The sequence below is a fragment of the Nostoc sp. genome (genome assembly GCF_036919675.1).
Taxonomy (GTDB): Bacteria; Cyanobacteriota; Cyanobacteriia; order Cyanobacteriales; family Nostocaceae; genus Nostoc.
Genome location: NZ_JBALCP010000124.1, coordinates 22,506 through 40,414, shown reverse-complemented (window position 1 = coordinate 40,414; position 17,909 = coordinate 22,506). Strand labels below are relative to the sequence as shown.

At 41.6% G+C, this 17,909-nt stretch carries 14 protein-coding genes and 5 pseudogenes; 11 read left to right on the top strand and 8 right to left on the bottom strand.

Annotation, left to right across the window (positions count from 1 at the left end; all coding sequences use genetic code 11):
• The 4 genes and pseudogenes from V7K49_RS27670 to V7K49_RS27655 all read right to left on the bottom strand — a co-directional run.
• Positions 1-179: pseudogene (locus V7K49_RS27670) on the bottom strand (photosystem II q(b) protein); the annotation flags it as partial.
• Positions 180-401: 222 nt separating this feature from the next.
• The gene (locus V7K49_RS27665) at positions 402-1,073 is read right to left on the bottom strand and encodes a DUF2834 domain-containing protein (protein ID WP_335208489.1); all 672 of its coding nucleotides are present in this window, start codon (positions 1,071-1,073) and stop codon (positions 402-404) included.
• Between the two features lie 113 nt (positions 1,074-1,186).
• Positions 1,187-2,296 carry a heat-inducible transcriptional repressor HrcA gene (hrcA, locus tag V7K49_RS27660; RefSeq protein WP_334867858.1) on the bottom strand — a complete coding sequence of 370 codons (1,110 nt, stop codon included), beginning with the start codon at positions 2,294-2,296 and terminating at the stop codon, positions 1,187-1,189.
• Between the two features lie 436 nt (positions 2,297-2,732).
• Positions 2,733-3,065 (bottom strand): rhodanese-like domain-containing protein, encoded by a 333-nt coding sequence (locus V7K49_RS27655; protein ID WP_273768970.1) that lies wholly within the window; start codon positions 3,063-3,065, stop codon positions 2,733-2,735.
• A gap of 157 nt (positions 3,066-3,222) precedes the next feature.
• On the opposite strand from V7K49_RS27655, the gene V7K49_RS27650 reads away from it, so the two are divergent.
• The 3 genes from V7K49_RS27650 (at position 3,223) to cysE (ending at position 6,569) form a co-directional block, all read left to right on the top strand.
• Positions 3,223-4,884 (top strand): DUF3352 domain-containing protein, encoded by a 1,662-nt coding sequence (locus tag V7K49_RS27650; RefSeq protein ID WP_335208488.1) that lies wholly within the window; start codon positions 3,223-3,225, stop codon positions 4,882-4,884.
• Between the two features lie 217 nt (positions 4,885-5,101).
• Positions 5,102-5,593, top strand: a complete 492-nt coding sequence (locus V7K49_RS27645; protein WP_334867853.1) for a hypothetical protein — start codon at positions 5,102-5,104, stop codon at positions 5,591-5,593.
• A 211-nt stretch (positions 5,594-5,804) separates the two neighbouring features.
• Complete coding sequence (cysE, locus tag V7K49_RS27640; protein WP_334867851.1) at positions 5,805-6,569, top strand: serine O-acetyltransferase; 765 nt, start codon at positions 5,805-5,807, stop codon at positions 6,567-6,569.
• Positions 6,570-6,631: 62 nt separating this feature from the next.
• Here cysE and V7K49_RS27635 read toward each other — a convergent pair.
• Positions 6,632-6,809: pseudogene (locus tag V7K49_RS27635) on the bottom strand (IS4 family transposase); the annotation flags it as partial.
• Positions 6,810-6,835: 26 nt separating this feature from the next.
• Positions 6,836-7,420, bottom strand: a complete 585-nt coding sequence (locus tag V7K49_RS27630) for an Npun_F5749 family FMN-dependent PPOX-type flavoprotein (RefSeq protein WP_334867849.1) — start codon at positions 7,418-7,420, stop codon at positions 6,836-6,838.
• Positions 7,421-7,490: 70 nt separating this feature from the next.
• Here V7K49_RS27630 and V7K49_RS27625 point away from each other — a divergent pair, with 70 nt between their 5' ends.
• From V7K49_RS27625 to urtE, 8 genes and pseudogenes are all read left to right on the top strand, one after another.
• The gene (locus tag V7K49_RS27625; RefSeq protein ID WP_335208486.1) at positions 7,491-8,375 is read left to right on the top strand and encodes an isopenicillin N synthase family dioxygenase; all 885 of its coding nucleotides are present in this window, start codon (positions 7,491-7,493) and stop codon (positions 8,373-8,375) included.
• Positions 8,376-9,521, top strand: a complete 1,146-nt coding sequence (locus tag V7K49_RS27620) for an NAD(P)/FAD-dependent oxidoreductase (RefSeq protein ID WP_335208484.1) — start codon at positions 8,376-8,378, stop codon at positions 9,519-9,521.
• A gap of 282 nt (positions 9,522-9,803) precedes the next feature.
• Positions 9,804-11,120, top strand: a pseudogene (urtA, locus tag V7K49_RS27615) (urea ABC transporter substrate-binding protein).
• Between the two features lie 167 nt (positions 11,121-11,287).
• The gene (locus tag V7K49_RS27610; protein ID WP_335208482.1) at positions 11,288-12,448 is read left to right on the top strand and encodes an ABC transporter permease subunit; all 1,161 of its coding nucleotides are present in this window, start codon (positions 11,288-11,290) and stop codon (positions 12,446-12,448) included.
• Positions 12,449-12,479: 31 nt separating this feature from the next.
• Positions 12,480-13,589: pseudogene (gene urtC, locus V7K49_RS27605) on the top strand (urea ABC transporter permease subunit UrtC); the annotation flags it as partial.
• Positions 13,573-14,321: pseudogene (gene urtD, locus V7K49_RS27600) on the top strand (urea ABC transporter ATP-binding protein UrtD). The pseudogenes urtC and urtD, both read left to right, overlap by 17 nt.
• Before the next feature lie 247 nt (positions 14,322-14,568).
• Positions 14,569-15,138 carry a carbohydrate binding domain-containing protein gene (locus tag V7K49_RS27595; protein ID WP_335208481.1) on the top strand — a complete coding sequence of 190 codons (570 nt, stop codon included), beginning with the start codon at positions 14,569-14,571 and terminating at the stop codon, positions 15,136-15,138.
• A gap of 24 nt (positions 15,139-15,162) precedes the next feature.
• Positions 15,163-15,861, top strand: a complete 699-nt coding sequence (gene urtE, locus V7K49_RS27590) for an urea ABC transporter ATP-binding subunit UrtE (protein ID WP_335208480.1) — start codon at positions 15,163-15,165, stop codon at positions 15,859-15,861.
• Here the strand turns inward: urtE and V7K49_RS27585 are convergent.
• Positions 15,824-16,564, bottom strand: a complete 741-nt coding sequence (locus tag V7K49_RS27585) for a hypothetical protein (RefSeq protein WP_335208478.1) — start codon at positions 16,562-16,564, stop codon at positions 15,824-15,826. The two genes, urtE and V7K49_RS27585, sit on opposite strands and share 38 nt — an antisense overlap.
• 8 nt (positions 16,565-16,572) lie before the next feature.
• Complete coding sequence (locus V7K49_RS27580; protein WP_335208476.1) at positions 16,573-17,886, bottom strand: cytochrome P450; 1,314 nt, start codon at positions 17,884-17,886, stop codon at positions 16,573-16,575.
• Positions 17,887-17,909 lie beyond the last annotated feature (23 nt).

Sequence of the window (17,909 nt, the reverse complement as noted above, 5' to 3'; positions counted from 1 at the left end):
ATGTCTACTGGAGGTGCGGCGATGAAGGCGATTACGAAGCAAGCGGTGGCGGCTAGCAGGGTGGGGATCATGACAACGCCGAACCAACCGATGTAGATCCGGTTGTTGGTGCTGGTGATCCACTCACAGAATCGATCCCATACGTTGGCGCTTTCGCGACGTTGAATGGTTGTTGTCATTGTTTTATAAATGCGATTATTTGCGAATGAATTAGGTAAGTTTGACTACCTGTTACACATCTTAAAGGATTTATTGCGTTTTGTAAAGTACTTTCAGAAAAAAATTTTCTCTTAGGATTTACGCACCCGCAACATAAAATCCCCGATCTACTGAAAAAGGGGATTTTGGGTGATACCATTTTGGATTTTAGATTTTGGATTGCTAAAAACGCACTTTATTCTTCAATTCGCTGCTGGCTGCCTGGATATTGACTCTACTCCCACTTCTTGTAAAGGTGGACGTACAGATAAATAAATCAATGGGCCGAATAGCGGTATCAACGTTATTAACCAGAAAAACTGCGGATTCCAACTGCGACGCGCCATATCATCCCCTAGTAATGCGGGAAATAATAGGCAAAGTAGGCAGAAATCTAAACTCATCACATTGATGAAGCGATTTGTTTGCCACTGTTGCACAAAATTACCCCAATCTCCTCCTGTTAAACCATAGGCAATTAGAATAACCGTGGCTACTGTCAAAACAACCCCAGTCACACGAGAATCTAGCAGCTTGAGCAAGGCATTCTTTTTACCGACAAACTTGTTATTTGGTTCCCTAAGGGTTAAGTAGGGTAACAAGGCAAATATCCCGACTGCGAAAGAGGCGATCGCAAATAGCCAAGCAGGTATTTTTTGCCCTCTACCGTCAATAAACACTACTGCACTGTAGATGAGAGGCCAGATACCCATGAGGTTGAATAGTGCTATGACTAACGGGTTAACGCCTTGCCACTGACCACTAGAAAGGTTTTTAATTAACTCGAATGTACCGGGTTGTTCAGGAGGAGCGAGGAAAAAAGCATAGACAATGAATCCCAGCCACAGCACGCCAAAGGAAATTTTTCTAACCATGAAAGATTTAAGTAGTATTAATTATTGATTGTGCCACTACAAATTGGGCTATCTGCCTGCAATGGTATTTTTCACTTGCCTATAGCCGTAGCGGCTTCTCACTAAACATCACCTTAAGGATTGAAATAACTGAAAGCTTCTGAGAGGTAATCAGCAGCAGATGCCACGACTGCGATCGCACTTTCATAATCTAGACGCGTTGGTCCCAAAACTCCCACACTTCCTACTGGTATTGAACCTCGGCGATAGGTGGAAGAAATTAAGGTACAGGTACGTATCGGTTCTAGTGGATTTTCTGCGCCAATGCGAACCGTTACCCTTGACTTACCCACATCCTCAGGCTCTGGTTCCTCAAATATTAATCGCCATAGTTGGTCTTGTTCTTCTTCCAGCAGGTGGATAATCGTTTGTACCTGCTGTAACTGGGAAAATTCCGGCTGGCGCAAAACTTCTGACACACCCCGAACCATAATTTGTGTTGCAGTTGGCGCAAGAGTGCGACGAGTCAATTCTGCAACTGAATTTTTCAAGAATTCCCCGTAGCGTTGGAACTCCTGATCTAGTTCGCTCCAGTTGAGGTTGGCTAATTCCAACAGACTTCGCCCCCGCAAGTGGCTATTCAAAAAGTTAGAAACAATCTGCAACTCGCGATCAATTACCTCTGAATCCCGTTCTGTTTCCTCTGGTATTGGCGACAAATCCATCAACTTGGAATGTGTCTCATAACCATCGGTCACTACAATTAACATGATCCGTCCTGCTTCAATTTGCACTAATTGCAGATGTCGCAATAGCGCTGTAGTTGTTTGCGGCATCGTAATCAAGCTAATGCAACCACTCAAGGTTGCTAAAATTTGTGCGGCTCCTTGCAGTAGGGTTTCTAAACTCCAATCTTCCCACTGGAGGCGCTTTTGTAGTGCCACCTCTACTTCTCGTCCTAAAGTTTCCGTTCGCGTAACGTCTCGCAGCGAAGGTGTAATTAGCTGGTCAACATAAATGCGATAGCCTGAATCTGAAGGTATTCGTCCGGCAGAGGCGTGTGGTTGGTAGAGTAATCCAGACTTTTCTAAAACGCCCATCACATTGCGAATTGTGGCTGAACTTACACCCAGGTCGTACTCTTCGACCAAAGCCTTTGAACCAACAGGCTCTGCTGTAGCAATGTAGTGACGTACCGTTGCCCAAAGTATATGCTGTTGTCGATTTGTTAACTGGACTTCCATAGGGTATGTTTTGCTAGAGGCAAATTTTAATCAAACTCTGGAAAAATTCGTTGACTTGATCGAAAACAAAGAATATTAATAATTAATTAAGATCATAAATTATACAATTATCTTGTGATAATTAATTTTAAGGTTTACATACAGCACTCTTTAAAAGTGCGCTCGAAACAGAATTTAGGCTTTTGTAGCAAAAGCTGAAAGTCTGAATTTAGAACATCCTTTCTCGACTTATATTTGCATAATTATACAGGGATAAAAGTATTATTAGATACGTATTTTTGCGGCGATCGCCGCTAAGATTGGGGTCGAAAAATTCCGTAAATATGTACAAATTCCCGAAAGTGGCAAGCCCCTAAACTTATCTACTGCTGTTTTCACAATAGCAAAAGCCAGATGGAAGAGTAAGTTCCATCTGAGTAATGCACCTAAACACAAGCTAATACTGGGGAATTGAATGGTCTACTAAGAGGGAGTAAGCATCAATACCACCCGAAATATTTTGCACATTTGTAAAACCTTGAGCAATCAACCACTGGCACATCTGGGCAGAGCGGATGCCGTGATGGCATAACACAAGGGTTTCAGCTTGGGGATTGAAGAGGTTTGGGACTTGATCTCCCCATTCGGCAAATTGACTCAGGGGTAGGTTGACAAAGCCCTCAATGCTAGCGATCGCCAATTCTTGTGGTTCACGCACATCTACTAGCTGAATATTTGCATCACCAGAAGAAAGACGTTGTGCCAGTTCTTCTACACTAATCTGGTTCATGGGTTGACTAAAAGAATTCCCTATAAAGAGTCCTAATACTATTTATAGTTACAGAAAATCTCTGCCTTTGCATGAGTATCCATTCTCAAGAAGGCTGATATATCCTGGTAAGCTTTCTGCTTAAATGGCTGTAAACCGTCTTTATTAAAGGTTTAATGTGAATAGGCAACGTTCATTTATTGGTTTTATCGTCGCAGGTGCGATCGCACTGCTAGTGATTGCGATCGCTGGCTTTTACTGGTTTTTCGCCAAAAGTCCAGCTAACCTGATTGCTTCTACCTCCCAGTCTGGTGCAGCCATATTCGTGTCAAAACTTTCTCCTGTAATGGTTTCATTCCTGGCGAATCCTGACCGTTTGCAGGCGCTGGAGCGGGAAGAGGAACTATCTAAACTCAAAACCAGTTTATTCGCCAAGAGTGGCATAGATTACAAACAAGACATTCAACCCTGGTTAGGGAACGAAATTACATTAGCTATCACCACCTTAGATATTGATCGCGATCTAGAAAACGGACAGCAACCAGGGTATCTGTTGGCACTCTCAACCCAGCAACCGGACAAAAGCCGCGAGTTTGTCGAGTTATTGTTTTCCAAACGGGCGTTAGCTGGAGCAAACTTAGCTGTTGAACAATACAAAGGCGTAAAGCTGATTTCTGACAATTCTCAACCAGAGCGGGACTTCCTTGCAGGTGCTGTTGTTGGTGAAAGCTTTGTGTTGTTTGCCAACGATCCGAAAGTGTTGCGAGACGCCATTAATAACGTCCAAGCGCCCGATCTGAATTTGACTAGCTCCCCCGAATACCAAAAAGCTACAAAACAACTTCCCAAAGGGGGTTTAGCTGTAGCTTTCTTGAATCTTCCCATTGTGGCAAAATGGCAAGGGTTAGAACTGCCAGAACAACTTTATAACAGCCAAATTATTTCCCTGGTGTTGAACCCCAAAGGATTGCTAGCAGAAACTAGCTTTCTGACTTCATCGGAAATTGTCCCTCCATCCCCACCCCTATCTAAACCTGTGGGAGCATTGCAATATATTCCAGCGTCCGCAGGTTTGGCAATTTCTGGCTCAAATTTAAGTAATTTGGGTGATAGTGATGTAGCCAAACTTTGGAGACAAGCAACAGCAACTATATATGGTTCTAAGGAAGATGTGGTTTCTCGGTTAGCAAAACCTTTGGCGGATGTTCAAAAACGCTGGGGCATAAACTTCCCAGAGGATATTTTCAGTTGGGTACAGGGAGAATATGCCATAGCATTGTTACCAGACAAAGAGCAAACAACCCCTCATTGGATTTTTGTGGTGGAAAAATCCGAGAGTGTAGAACAAGGTGTTGCTCGATTAGATGCGATCGCCTCATCAAATGGACTCAGCATTAATCCCCTGACTATAGACAAGCAAAAAATCTCTGCTTGGACAGAGTTAACTACGGCTACAAAAAAAAGTGATGTTAAAGAGGGAACATCCTTCAGCATTGAAACAAAAGTGCAGGGATTGCATACAACTTTAGGAAATTATGAAATTTTCACCTCTGACTTAGAGACGATGGATGAAATTCTCACAACCAAGGATAATTCCTTAATTGACAATCCCAATTTTAAAGATAGTATCGCTGCAATTCCCTTACCAAACCAAGGCTATATTTATCTTGACTGGACAAAGAGCCAGAATTTGTTAGAGCGTCAAGTACCTATTCTCAAGTTAGTGGAAGTCTTAGGTAAACCATTTTTTAACAATTTGCGATCGCTCACAGTCAGTAGTTATGGCACTGACACGCGAGCGCTTAAAGGTGGCGTTTTCTTCAAACTCCATAATTCGTGAGATTTTCATAGAAGTTTAAAATGCAGAAGGTTAAAAATTTTTTAACCTTCTGCACTTTCTTGTTTTATTATATTTACGTAGATTTGGCGAATCTGCTTTCACAACCCTCTATTGTGGCACATTTTAATGTGGCACAAGCAACTGAAATTTCACTAGATTTTTTTCAGTAGAATATGTATATATCACTACTAATTTAAAAGCCTGTTGGAGGGCTACTATGAAATACTGTCGCCCCCGACTTCAGTTTCACGGCGGCTGGCTGTTGGCTATACTTACCGCCATCACAGCTACCCCTGTAATAGCAGAGACAGCAAATTTTGGTACTTTCAATTTATCAACAAACTTTGATCCAGCACAAGGAAGAGTGCAGGGGTTTACAGGTGGTTCTTACTCATTGTCTGCCATAAGTAACCGCGATCGCGATCAAAAAGCCTGTATTGGCTTTGCTGATCCCACTCCAGATCACATTATGGTTTTGGAAAAGGACTTTTCCCAGCTGACAATACAAGTCGATAGCAACAACAACGACACCACTTTACTGATCCAAGGTCCAGATCAAACGACAATTCGTTGCGGTGATGACACTGGCAAAAGTAAAGATGCTAACGTTAGCGATCGCAACTGGAAAAGTGGTAAATATCGGATTTGGGTAGGTACATTTAATCCTGGGGTCAAGCGTGATTATACTCTGACGGTGGAGCAGCAGTGATGGGGAGTGTACAGACGCGATTAATCGCGTCTGTACAGGAGTTTGGAGTAGAGATGCGATTAATCGCGTCTATACAGGAGTTAGGAGTCAAGTGATTAATGCTCCATGCCCAATCCCCGATTCCCAATGCCCCATTCCCAATTTTTAGGTGTAACATCTGAGAGGATAATATGGGAGAGTCGCTTGTTGTGCTTTCCGAGGGTGCTATCTCGTGCTATCTATACTACGTGCTGACTTTCGTATCATCTTTGAACGTGACCCAGCCGCCCGTAACTGGTTGGAAGTTTTATTTTGTTACCCTGGTTTGCAAGCCTTGCTATTCCATAGGCTGGCTCACTGGCTTTATACTGTTGGTCTTCCCTTTATTCCTCGCCTGATTTCTCACTTGGCTCGGTTTTTGACTGGAATTGAAATCCACCCTGGTGCAGCAATTGGGCAAAGTGTATTTATTGATCACGGGATGGGTGTAGTAATTGGTGAAACTGCGATCGTGGGAGACTATACGCTAATTTATCAAGGTGTCACCCTTGGAGGTACTGGTAAAGAATGTGGCAAGCGCCATCCCACTGTGGGTGAAAATGTCGTAGTAGGAGCTGGAGCGAAGGTACTGGGCAATATCCAAATTGGCAACAATGTCCGTATTGGCGCTGGGTCTGTTGTTCTCAGGGATGTCCCTTCTGACTGTACTGTTGTGGGCGTGCCTGGACGGATTATATATCGTTCTGGAGTCCGGGTTGCACCTCTTGAACACAGTAACTTACCAGATTCGGAAGCTGAAGTAATTCGTGCTTTAGTAGACCGGATTGAGGCGTTAGAAGAACAAATACAAACTCTTCAGCGTACCAACTCTTCTGGAAAAACTCTTGTCTTGACAGGTTGTGTAGCTTCTAACCAAGCTGATTTTTCACAAGATGCTCCTGTGTGTAACCTTAGAGATAAGGCAATACAGCAGTTTCTAGATGGTGCGGGTATTTAAAGAAAGTTAGGAGTTAAGAGTGAGGAATAAAAATTATAAATGCTAACTTTGCAGATTCCAAATAGACTTGAAAAGAACCTATCCAGCTGCACAGGAATGTTTACCCACTTTGGTGATTACAACTTCATCACCCGGTAGCAAATATACCTCGTTCTTATGAAACAAATGCTTGCGGAAAAATAGCCAGAATAAGGTTGCCCAAGGGATGATGTTGTGAAAGAAAACCGAACTGTATTTTCCCCATTCCCCATTCCCCTTTCAAAAAATTAAGGATTAATTTCTTCACAAAACCATTCTTGATTTTCATCGCAGTGATAAAACTTTCTATTTTGTGGTTCGCCCTGCAATTCTAAGTGGTCTACCTGCACTGCGTCGAGTAGCAGTAGGCAAAAATTAGGCAATGGTTGCACGGGGTCGGGTGCTGGTGGAGCAAAAGCTTCTGGGGTTTCAACTCTGGGTTTACCAGGATGGGGCCAAGCAAACTGTAAACGTGCAGCATCACTCAGTTCTTGCCAAATGGAAATACGGGCTGGTTGTAAATTCTGGTGAGAATCATCATTTCCTACCAGAGTTAAACAGCCAGTAATACGGAATTGTTCTCGTGTATTGGGGAAGTACCAACAAACTTCTGCCCAAGGTTGTTGCTGTATCTGGTCGGCTTTAGCGCTACGGCTATCGATGATAAATTTTAGCTGGTTTGTATCTTCTAGAAAGTTGCGAAAGACTAGGGTACGATTAGCGGGGCGACCGTTCGGCTGCACCGTTGCTAGTTGCAGGTAACGGGCATAAACAAGGCTGCGGTTGCGATCGAGTGCATGAGCGATCGCGCTTCGCCAAGGAGCAAGAGTCATTGTCAAATTCCGTACCTAAGTATTGAGTATAATACTGTTAACAAAACACAAAATCTCTAATTATATATAAATGGTTACAATTCCAGTAATAGATTTAACTGCCTTTACCAATGGCGACACAATAACTCGGCAAACTGTTATCAAACAAATCTATCAAGCAGGCCATGAAATTGGCTTCATCTACTTACAGAATTCAGGAATATCAAAAGACCTAATCAGGCAAGTATTCAACCACAGCAAATCTTTCTTCAATTTACCCTTAGAAGTTAAGCAAAAGCAAGCTTGGAGTGATGAATTTATTAACACGGGTTATGTTGGTCTTGAAAGAGAACGTCTTGACCCGAACAAACCAGGCGACTTGAAAGAGGCGTTTAATGTAAATAAACAAGCGGCTGTAGACATAGATGCTTCTATTGTCGCCTTTTATGATAGTTGCACAGAACTTGCTAACACGGTACTGCAAGCATTTGCTTTGGCGTTGGAATTGCCAGAAGATTTTTTGATCATAAGACACAATCAACAAAATCATACCTTGCGCTCGCTGCACTATCCCCCATTGCAAACACCACCCAAACCCGGACAAGTGCGTGCTGGTGAACATTCCGATTATGGCAGTATTACCTTACTTTTCCAAGATGACGTTGGGGGGTTGGAAGTACAGACAGCATCTGGAGAGTGGATTGCCGCACCGACAATTCCTGATACTGTAATAGTCAATACTGGCGATTTAATCCAACGGTGGACAAATCATGTGTTTTGCTCAACCAAGCATCGGGTGATGATTCCCAGTGATAACAGGGTGAACCAGTCCCGGTATTCTATTGCTTTTTTCTGTCATCCTAATGATGATATAGAAATTGCTTGTTTGGAAAGTTGCCAAAAAGAACAATCGCCTACTTATCCCCCTATCCTTGCGGGAGAATATCTTTTAAGTCGTTTACAAGCAACATATTAGATGAAAACCTACGATTGGATTGTGGTTGGTGGTGGAATTGCGGGTGCCGCACTCGCCTACGAACTGGCTAAAACTGGCTTTTCTGTACTTTTGTTGGAGCAATACGAAACACCACAGAATGCAACTCGCTATAGTTATGGTGGGCTTGCTTATTGGTCGGGTACTACAACATTAACTCGGCAATTGTGCGAAGATGCGATCGCACGTTACCATATCCTATCTCAAGAGTTAGACGCTGATATCCAATTTCGGGAATTAGATTTATTACTAACTATTTCAGCCGCCAGTGACCCAGAAGCAACTGCTGCATCATATGATCACTTTGCCATTCCACCCCGTTTACTAAGTGTCCAAGAAGCTTGTGAGTTGGAACCACTGCTAAATCGAGAGGCGATATCTGGTGCTTTAACTGTCAAACACGGTCATATTCACCCAGAAAAAACAGCACAAGCTTACATCCAAGCCTTTCTGCGGGCTGGGGGTGAAATGCAGATTACGCAAGTATTACAAGTACTGCCAGATGGTGTAAAAACAACTACTGCAACTTTCCACAGTACTAAGGTTGTCATTTGTGCCGGTGGACTCAGCCGCCAGCTGCTAAAATCTGCTGGTATTCCCATCAAGTTGTATTTTACCCACGCAGAAATAATTGAAACCTCACCCGTTGATGTGCAGTTACGCACCTTAGTTATGCCAGCTAATCTGCAACGGTTTCAACTAGAAGCTGAATCTACTCAAGTTGATGAATTGTGGAATCAACCCGGTAATGAGCCAGTACCGCCAATTTTAGATGCAAGTGTGATTCAGATGCAAGATGGTAGCTTCCGCATCGGTCAAATTAGCCGCGTTCTCACAGATCCTCATGGCAAGGTAGACTCAGAGGCGAGTGAAAAGTGGCTGCGAAAAAGTGTGGGTGAAGTTTTGCCAGTTTTGGAGAATTTACCAGGAACTTGGCATCATTGCTTGGTGGCATTTAGTAGCGACAGACTTGCCTTAATTGGTGCTATTCCAGGATTTGAGAGCGTTCATCTATTTTCTGGGTTTAGCAATCCTTTGGTGATTATACCACCCTTAGCGAAGCGCTTTGCTAACTTTGCTGCTGGCAAGGAAGATGAAATTATTACCGAGCTATCTCTTCACCGCTGACAATAATTTCACAATATTAAGCTTAACAAAGATTAATATTAAAAAGTATGTTTTTATTACAAAAAACAAATATTTTGTATAATCAGTAACTTTTTAATAGTAAACTATCGCACTATTATCACACTTTAAAGTTTGATACTGTCAGCTTTCTATTAAGTTATAGGACTTACACAAGAACTCTCTGAGACTCTTATTTCTCCGTGTCCTCTGCGGTTCGATTTTCCGTTACCTGTGCGTAAGTCCTGAGTTAGTTGATTCATCAAAAGGAAAATTCATAAAGATATGAGAAGACAATTTAACCGACGCAAGTTTTTAATCTATGGCTCTTTAACTTTCGGAAGCAGCTTTTTTTTAAAAGCTTGCGCGAATAATTCACCAACTGCTACAGAGAGTCCAGTCGCACCTCCTACTGCTTCCCCATCTGCTGCTAATGGTAATGACACCATCAAAGTAGGTATTTTGCACTCTCTGAGTGGTACGATGGCTATTAGTGAAAAAAGCGTTGTCGATGCTGAAAAATTAGCAATCAAAGAAATCAACGCTGGCGGTGGTATCTTAGGTAAACAAATTGAAGCAATTACTGAAGATGGTGCTTCTAACTGGGATACTTTTAGAGAAAAGGCAACCAAGCTAATAGATCAAGATAAAGTCGCTGTAGTTTTTGGTTGTTGGACTTCTGCTAGCCGTAAGAATGTGAAGCCAGTATTTGAGAGCAAAAATCACATGCTCTGGTATCCTGTGCAGTACGAAGGTCAAGAGTGTTCTAAAAATATTTTTTACACTGGCGCTGCGCCAAATCAACAAATCGAACCCTCTGTTAATTGGCTGTTGAAAAATAAAGGCAAAGAATTTTTCTTAGTTGGCTCAGACTACGTTTTTCCCCGGACAGCTAACACAATTATTAAAGCTCAACTCGAAGCTTTAGGTGGTAAAACAGTTGGCGAAGATTAGTTACCGCTAGGTAACGCAGAAGTTACACCGATTATCACTAAAATTAAGCAAGCTTTGCCTAATGGAGGTGTAATTTACAATACTCTGAATGGTGATAGTAACGTTGCTTTCTTCAAACAATTGAAAGGGGCTGGATTGACACCAGATAGATATCCTTCCATGTCTGTCAGTATTGCCGAAGAAGAAGTGAAAGCAATTGGTGTAGAGTATCTCAAAGGTCACTACGCTGCTTGGAATTACTTCCAAACAGTAGACACGCCTGCTAATAAGAAGTTTGTCGCAGCTTTTAAGAAAGAGTACGGTGAAAATCGGGTAACAAATGATCCAATGGAAGCAGCATATATTGCCGTTTATTTGTGGAAGCAAGCAGTAGAAAAAGCTGGTACTACAGACATAGCTAAAGTGAGTGCTGCGGCGTATGGTCAAACTCTAGATGCACCTGAAGGTAAAGTGACAATGGATGCTAATCATCACATATCCAAAATTGTGCGAATTGGTCAAGTAAGGCTAGATGGTTTGTTTGATATTGTCTATGCTACTCCGACAGCAGTTGAGCCAGTTCCTTGGAATCAATTTGTCAAAGAAACTAAGGGATTTGCTTGTGATTGGACTGACCCTGCTAAGGGTGGTAAATACAAGAAAGTCTAAATTTGTGAAATTCTCGTTTCTAGGTCTAAGAAGGAAATGTACCTCATTGCGGTGCCGCTTCTACAGGAGGCGGCAGCCCTCTCAATAGGCATTCCCAGTCTGAGACTGGGAACGAGGCTAAAGAGGCTAATAATAGCTAGCTAGAAGCTGATATGTAGGGCAAAAAAGTGTTAACAGGTTTTTTAGAAGCTGTATTTAATGGTATTAGTATTGGCGCGGTATTATTAATTGCTGCGTTGGGACTGGCGATTATATTTGGATTGATGGGCGTCATCAATATGGCGCATGGTGAATTGATGATGTTTGGTGCTTATACAACATTTGTTGTCCAAAATGGCTGTAAACAATTGGGCGGAATGTGGTTTGAAATTTATATATTTTTGGCTTTGATTATTGCTTTTATGTTCACGGCTGCTGTGGGATTAATCTTAGAAAAAAGCGTGATTCGTTATCTCTATGGACGCCCTCTTGAAACTTTATTAGCAACTTGGGGAGTAAGTTTAATTTTTCAGCAGTTTGTCCGCAGCGTAAATTGGGTATTGATAATTGGCATAGCTATATTTTCTCTATTTTTTTTTGGAGGTTTATGGATTTTAAATTCTCGCACGAATTTGGGAAGAGTTCGTAACTGGATTGTAGTCGTGATATTTTTACTATCGCTGGGGGTGACAATCACAACGGGCAATTTATTAAGTCAAACTTATCAGCTAGGAGTGACTCAACCTTGGTTTGGCGCTCAAAATGTGGATGTAACTGCGCCTACTTGGTTACAAGCGGGGATATCTTTGGCTGGTGTGCAATTGCCCTTTGCTAGGTTATTTATTATTGCTTTAACAATAATCTGTGTGGCGGGAATTTATTTATTTTTACAACGTTCTATTTGGGGTTTAAGGATTCGGGCTGTGAAACAAAACCGGAGTATGAGTGCTTGTTTGGGTATCCCAACTCAAAAGGTCGATGCGATTACTTTTGCACTGGGTTCTGGTTTAGCTGGTGTGGCTGGATGTGCGATTAGTTTGCTCGGTTCTGTAGGGCCAAATACGGGACAAAACTATATTATTGATACTTTTATGGTTGTTGTCGTTGGGGGTGTGGGCAATTTAGCAGGTACTATTGTGGCAGCTTTGGCTATTGGTACGGCTAATTTTTTAATTGGTTCTGGGACTCTAGCTGTGTTGTTGACTCCTGTGAAGCCTTTGGCTGATTTGTTTACTTTTTTTGCGACGACGAGTATGGCTAAGGTGATGGTATTTGCGCTGATTATTGTGTTTTTACAGTGGAAGCCTGGGGGGATTTTTCCGCAGAAGGGACGTACTGTTGATGTTTAAACGAACCGCCAAGACGCCAAGGACGCAGAGAATGAAAAGGAAGGGAGGGGGATTATTAATTGAGGTGGGGGTGGTGGTTGCGATCGCACTCTTGCTTATAATTATTATGCCAGTGGTACTTTCGGAGTTTCGGCTAAATTTGTTGGGGCGATTTTTGTCGCTGGCGATTGTGGCTTTGGGTATTGATTTGATTTGGGGTTATACTGGTTTACTAAGTTTGGGACATGGTATTTTCTTCGGTTTGGGTGGATATGCGATCGCAATGTACCTGAAACTGCAAGTTCCCGCTGGTGAGTTACCTGATTTCATGGGCCTTTATGGAGTTACGGAACTTCCAGGGTTTTGGAAACCTTTTTATTCTTTTCCTTTGACAATAGCTTCTGTGGTACTAATTCCAGGGTTATTAGCAGGATTGTTGGGATATTTAGTATTTCGTAATCGCCTCAAGGGAGTTTATTTTTCGATCTTGACTCAAGCCGGAACTATTGTATTTTTCAACTTCTTTAACAGTCAACAACAACTTTTCAACGGTACGAACGGACTGATAGATTTTACAACTTTGTTTGGGGCAACGGTCAGCAATGCAAAAACGCAGTTTATTTTCTACACGCTAACGGTAGTGGTTCTCGCAATTACCTACGGGATTTGTCGCTGGTTGACAAGTGGACGCTTTGGCAGATTGTTGATAGCGATTCGTGATGATGAAAGTCGGGTACGATTTTCTGGCTACAACCCTACAGATTATAAGGTGTTGGTGTTTACAGTTTCAGGTGCGATCGCAGGTATAGCAGGAGCATTTTACACCCTTCAGAGTGGTTCTGTATCACCCAGAGCAATGGATATTGCCTTTTCGATTTAAATGGTGATTTGGGTGGCTGTAGGGGGACGCGGTACTTTAATTGGGGCGATTGTTGGAACTTTGTTAGTCAATTATGCCCGCACTTTTTTAAGTGAACAATTTGCAGAAATCTGGCTATTTTTCCAAGGCGCACTATTTTTGATAGTCGTTACGGTGCTACCTGACGGCATAGTGGGATGGTTGCGTAGTCAGAATATTTCTCTTTTCAACCGTCGTCAACAAATTGCTACATATCCCACCTTGGAAGAAGACGCACAAGTGCAACATGAACGCGAAAATATTGTGGAAACTGAAAACGTAACTGTTAGTTTTGACGGTTTTAAGGCGCTAAACCAGCTAAACTTTAGTATGGATGTGGGTGAATTACGAGTAGTAATTGGCCCAAACGGTGCGGGAAAGACAACGTTTCTTGATGTGATTACTGGGAAAGTGCAACCAACAGTTGGGCGAGTTTTATTCAAAGGTAAAAATCTCCGTTCTTTACCTGAACATAAAATTGCGCGATTGGGAATTGGGCGCAAGTTTCAAACACCCCGAATTTACTTAAATTTAACGCCTCGTGAAAATCTAGAAATTACTAGCAATCCCAATAAAAATGTTTTTTCTACTTTGTTTGGGCGTTCTAATGCTATTGAGAAGAATAATATTAAAGGATTATTAGAAACTATTGGTTTAACTCCTAAAGCAGACATCAGAGCAGGTTTACTTTCCCACGGAGAAAAGCAACGTTTAGAAATTGGCATGTTAGTAGCACAATCACCTGACTTATTACTCGTTGATGAACCAGTTGCAGGTTTAACAGATGAAGAAACCTACAATATTGGCGAACTACTTTTAGCACTAGCGCAAAGTCATTCAATTTTAGTCATTGAACATGATATGGAATTTGTGCGTCAAATTGCCCAAAAGGTGACAGTGCTACATGAAGGTTCGGTGCTGTGCGAAGGTAATTTTGAGGAAATCCAAAATGACTCTCGCGTTATTGAAGTATATTTGGGAAAACAGAAAGACTAATAAGATTACAATGATTTTCAAATGGATAATCATCATTAAAAATGAATCACTAAATTGAAATAATATTTTTTTATAGCCAAAGAATAATTTATTAAATCTTTACATAGAATATAAATCATGAATATTTTATAAAGTATAATTTTTTTTATCAAAAAAAAAACAAGAAGTTAATATTATAAAAATCAAAGCCAACTAATGTTGCGTGTTCAAATTTAACTCCATACTTACAGAAACAGGAATAAATCCGATGAATATAGTTTCGTCATTTTTTCTTACTGCTGCAATTACAGTTATTGGTGCGTCTACTTCCGTTGCACAAGCAGCCATCATCCAGAATGGGGGATTTGAAACGGGAGACTTTACAGGATGGACTACTTCTAATTTGACTTACAGTGGAGTGGCAAATAATAGTACTGGTATTTTTCCACATAGTGGTAATTACTTTGCTTATTTAGGTACTATTGGTAGTATCGGGTTTGTGTCGCAGAATATCCTTACAACAGTTGGTCAGACTTACGAACTCAGTTTGTTTTTAAAGAATCAGAGTCAGGGTGCGTTCCCCAATCAGTTTCAGATATTTATTAATGGCGATAATATCTTCAATCAAGTTAATATTGACCCCCCAGATTACACCAAATACTCGTTTAACTTTATAGCAACAGCAGCATCTACAGAATTGAAATTTGGTGTTCAAAACGACCCTGCACATTTATTTTTAGACGATGTTAATGTTATTGCCATTTCTGTTCCTGAACCCCTTTCACTTGGTGGGATAGTAGTTGCTGGTGTTATCGGGTTATGGATGAAGCGTAAGTAAAATTCATTTGCAGTCACTTTTACTATGCTAAAAATCTCTAACCTTGACGTTTACTATGGCGAAAGCCATATTCTCCGCAATGTAGATTTGAGCGTACCATCTGGGCAAATGATCTGCCTGATTGGACGCAATGGTGTGGGAAAAACTACCCTACTCAAAACAATTATGGGTTTACTCAAACCCCGCAGCGGTACAATTAACTTAGCTGGAGAATTAATCAACTCCAAATCTCCCGACCAAAGGGCAAAGTTGGGAATTGGTTATGTCCCCCAAGGACGAGAAATTATCCCCCGTTTGACAGTTAAAGAAAATTTGCTGCTGGGGTTAGAAGCGAGACGCAAACCAGTAAAAAAAGCAGAAATTCCAGAAGAAGTTTTTAGCTTATTCCCGGTATTAAAAACGATGCTTTCGCGGATGGGTGGTGATTTGAGTGGAGGACAGCAGCAACAATTAGCGATCGCCCGTGCTTTAATGGGGGAACCTCAATTACTCGTCTTAGATGAACCCACGGAAGGTATTCAACCCTCCATCATCCTGGAAATTGAAGCCGCAGTCCGCCGCATCGTCGAAACTACAGGCATTTCAGTTTTATTAGTAGAGCAACATTTGCACTTTGTCCGTCAGGCGGATTACTATTATGCTATGCAAAAAGGTGGCATTGTCGCCTCCGGTTCTACAGCCGAACTCAGCCAAGATGTGATTCAACGCTTTTTAGCGGTTTAATTTCTGATATTTCTATATCAATTGTCTCAGAAGCAATCAAATCTGCTGCTTCTTGTAAAAGCTCATTTTGTTCCTTTTGAATTGTTTCTAAGCGACTAGAAATTTCTGCTAATCGCTGTTGTTTATATGGTTGAAAACTTTCCGGTGGCAAAGCTGGCAGATTATCAGTTGTTTTAGGAGCTGTGATTCGTTGAACACCAAAACTGCCAACTTTAATTAAGGATAAAAAGCTAACTTTAATAAAAGCCTGAATTAATTTTATCGGTACTTGGAGTATTGACCAACTAGCTGTTTCGATCAAGCGGACAATTGCTTTGATGATGCTCCAAAGTAGAGCAAGTGCAAACAGCAAAATCACTATACTAATAATTGGGTGATTAGTCGCCCAACCTAGTATTTGAACTAACCTAAAAAATATCGGGTGTTGTGTCAGCCAATCACTTGCAGAAGATGCGATCGCATCTTTAACTGCTCCCGATGTTGTACTCTTAAATTTATCAGCAGTTTGCCAACTTTGTTCTAAGCTTGTCGTAACTGTATCAATTGCTCTATCAGTTGTTGTAGTGGCTGTTGCCTTCAAAGACTCCCCAACTTGTTGTGCTGAGTTATTTAGAGAGTTAACATTTTCATCTACAAAATCTCTTACATTTTGTAAGCCTTGTAAAACTCCATTAGGCAAATGTATGTCTATTTGAGATGCCATAAAACATTTCACCGAGGTTGAAATCTAACCCGCAACCCATCTTTAGGGCGATTAGTGGGAACCCTAACTGTTTCTAAACTTTGATTGGGTAATATCTCCCAATGATAACTACGTAGAAGATGAGCAGCAACAATCTTCATTTCCATTTTGGCAAAGGCTATACCAATACAGATGCGTGGCCCACCACCGAAACCAACTAAACTAAAAGGATACTTTTTGTGTTCTTGGCGCTGGGGACTGAAACGATCTGGATCAAAACGCTCTGGTTCAAGGTAGATTTCCTTTAGGCTATGAGTTATTACAATTGAATAAAGTAATTGCCAACCAGCAGGAACGTGATAACCTTTAAACTCAAAGTCTTTAATCACGCCACGAAACCCGCTTGCGACAGGTTGATGTAATCTTTCTACTTCCCATAAAACCTGCTCTAAATAGGGCATTTTACCCAATTGTTCTAAATCTAAATCACCTTTACTTGCAAGTTGCAATTGTTCTTCTCTGGCTTTTTCGAGTACTTCTGGATGACGGGCTAACTCTACACACAACCAAGTCAGCATCGAAGTAGTTGTTTCGTGTCCAGCAAAGAGTAACAGTAATGCCTGGGCGATGAGTTCTTTTTCACTCATCCGGTTACCTTCTTCATCTTGGGCTTGCACTAATAAACTCAGAGCATCTTTAGTTGGATTTTGCTGACGTTCTCTAACGACTTGAGTTAGATGCTCTAAAATCTGATTACGAGCTGCTATGGCTTTACCAAATGTCGTAAATGGTAAGGGCAACGGATTAATCGCAAACAGTCCATTTGTCATGACTGCAAACAACTGGCTAAAGCGCACACATTCGGGGCCAGGACGCGTACCCAGCAGTAATTGACTGGCAATATCAAACGTCAGTTGTTTAAATTCTTGCAACCAAGTAAACTCCTGTTTTTTCTCCCACTTTTGGAGATAGCCGCGTGTGATATCTTCCATTGTGGAGACATAATTCGCTAATGCTGGGCCATGCAACGCCGGCATCATCAAGCGGCGGTTTCTGCGGTGTTCCTCTCCATCTTGCAGAAAAAGTGATTCACCCAGTAATGTCTTGAAATTATCAGGCCATCCCTCGCGCCAAGAAAAATTTTCCATTTGGCTTGACAAAACGAACTCTAGTGCCTCCGGCCCTGCCATAACCACAGTTGGTCTGCCAAAAAGATGAGTTTTGAAGATGGTCCCATACTGGCGATAGCGCTTTTTAGCAAAATCGCGGTCGAAAATAAAGGAGAGTGTTTCACCTAATATAGGTATACCAAAGCTTCCAGGAGGAATTTGATTACTTTTCATATGTTAACTTTATGTTGCTCCAA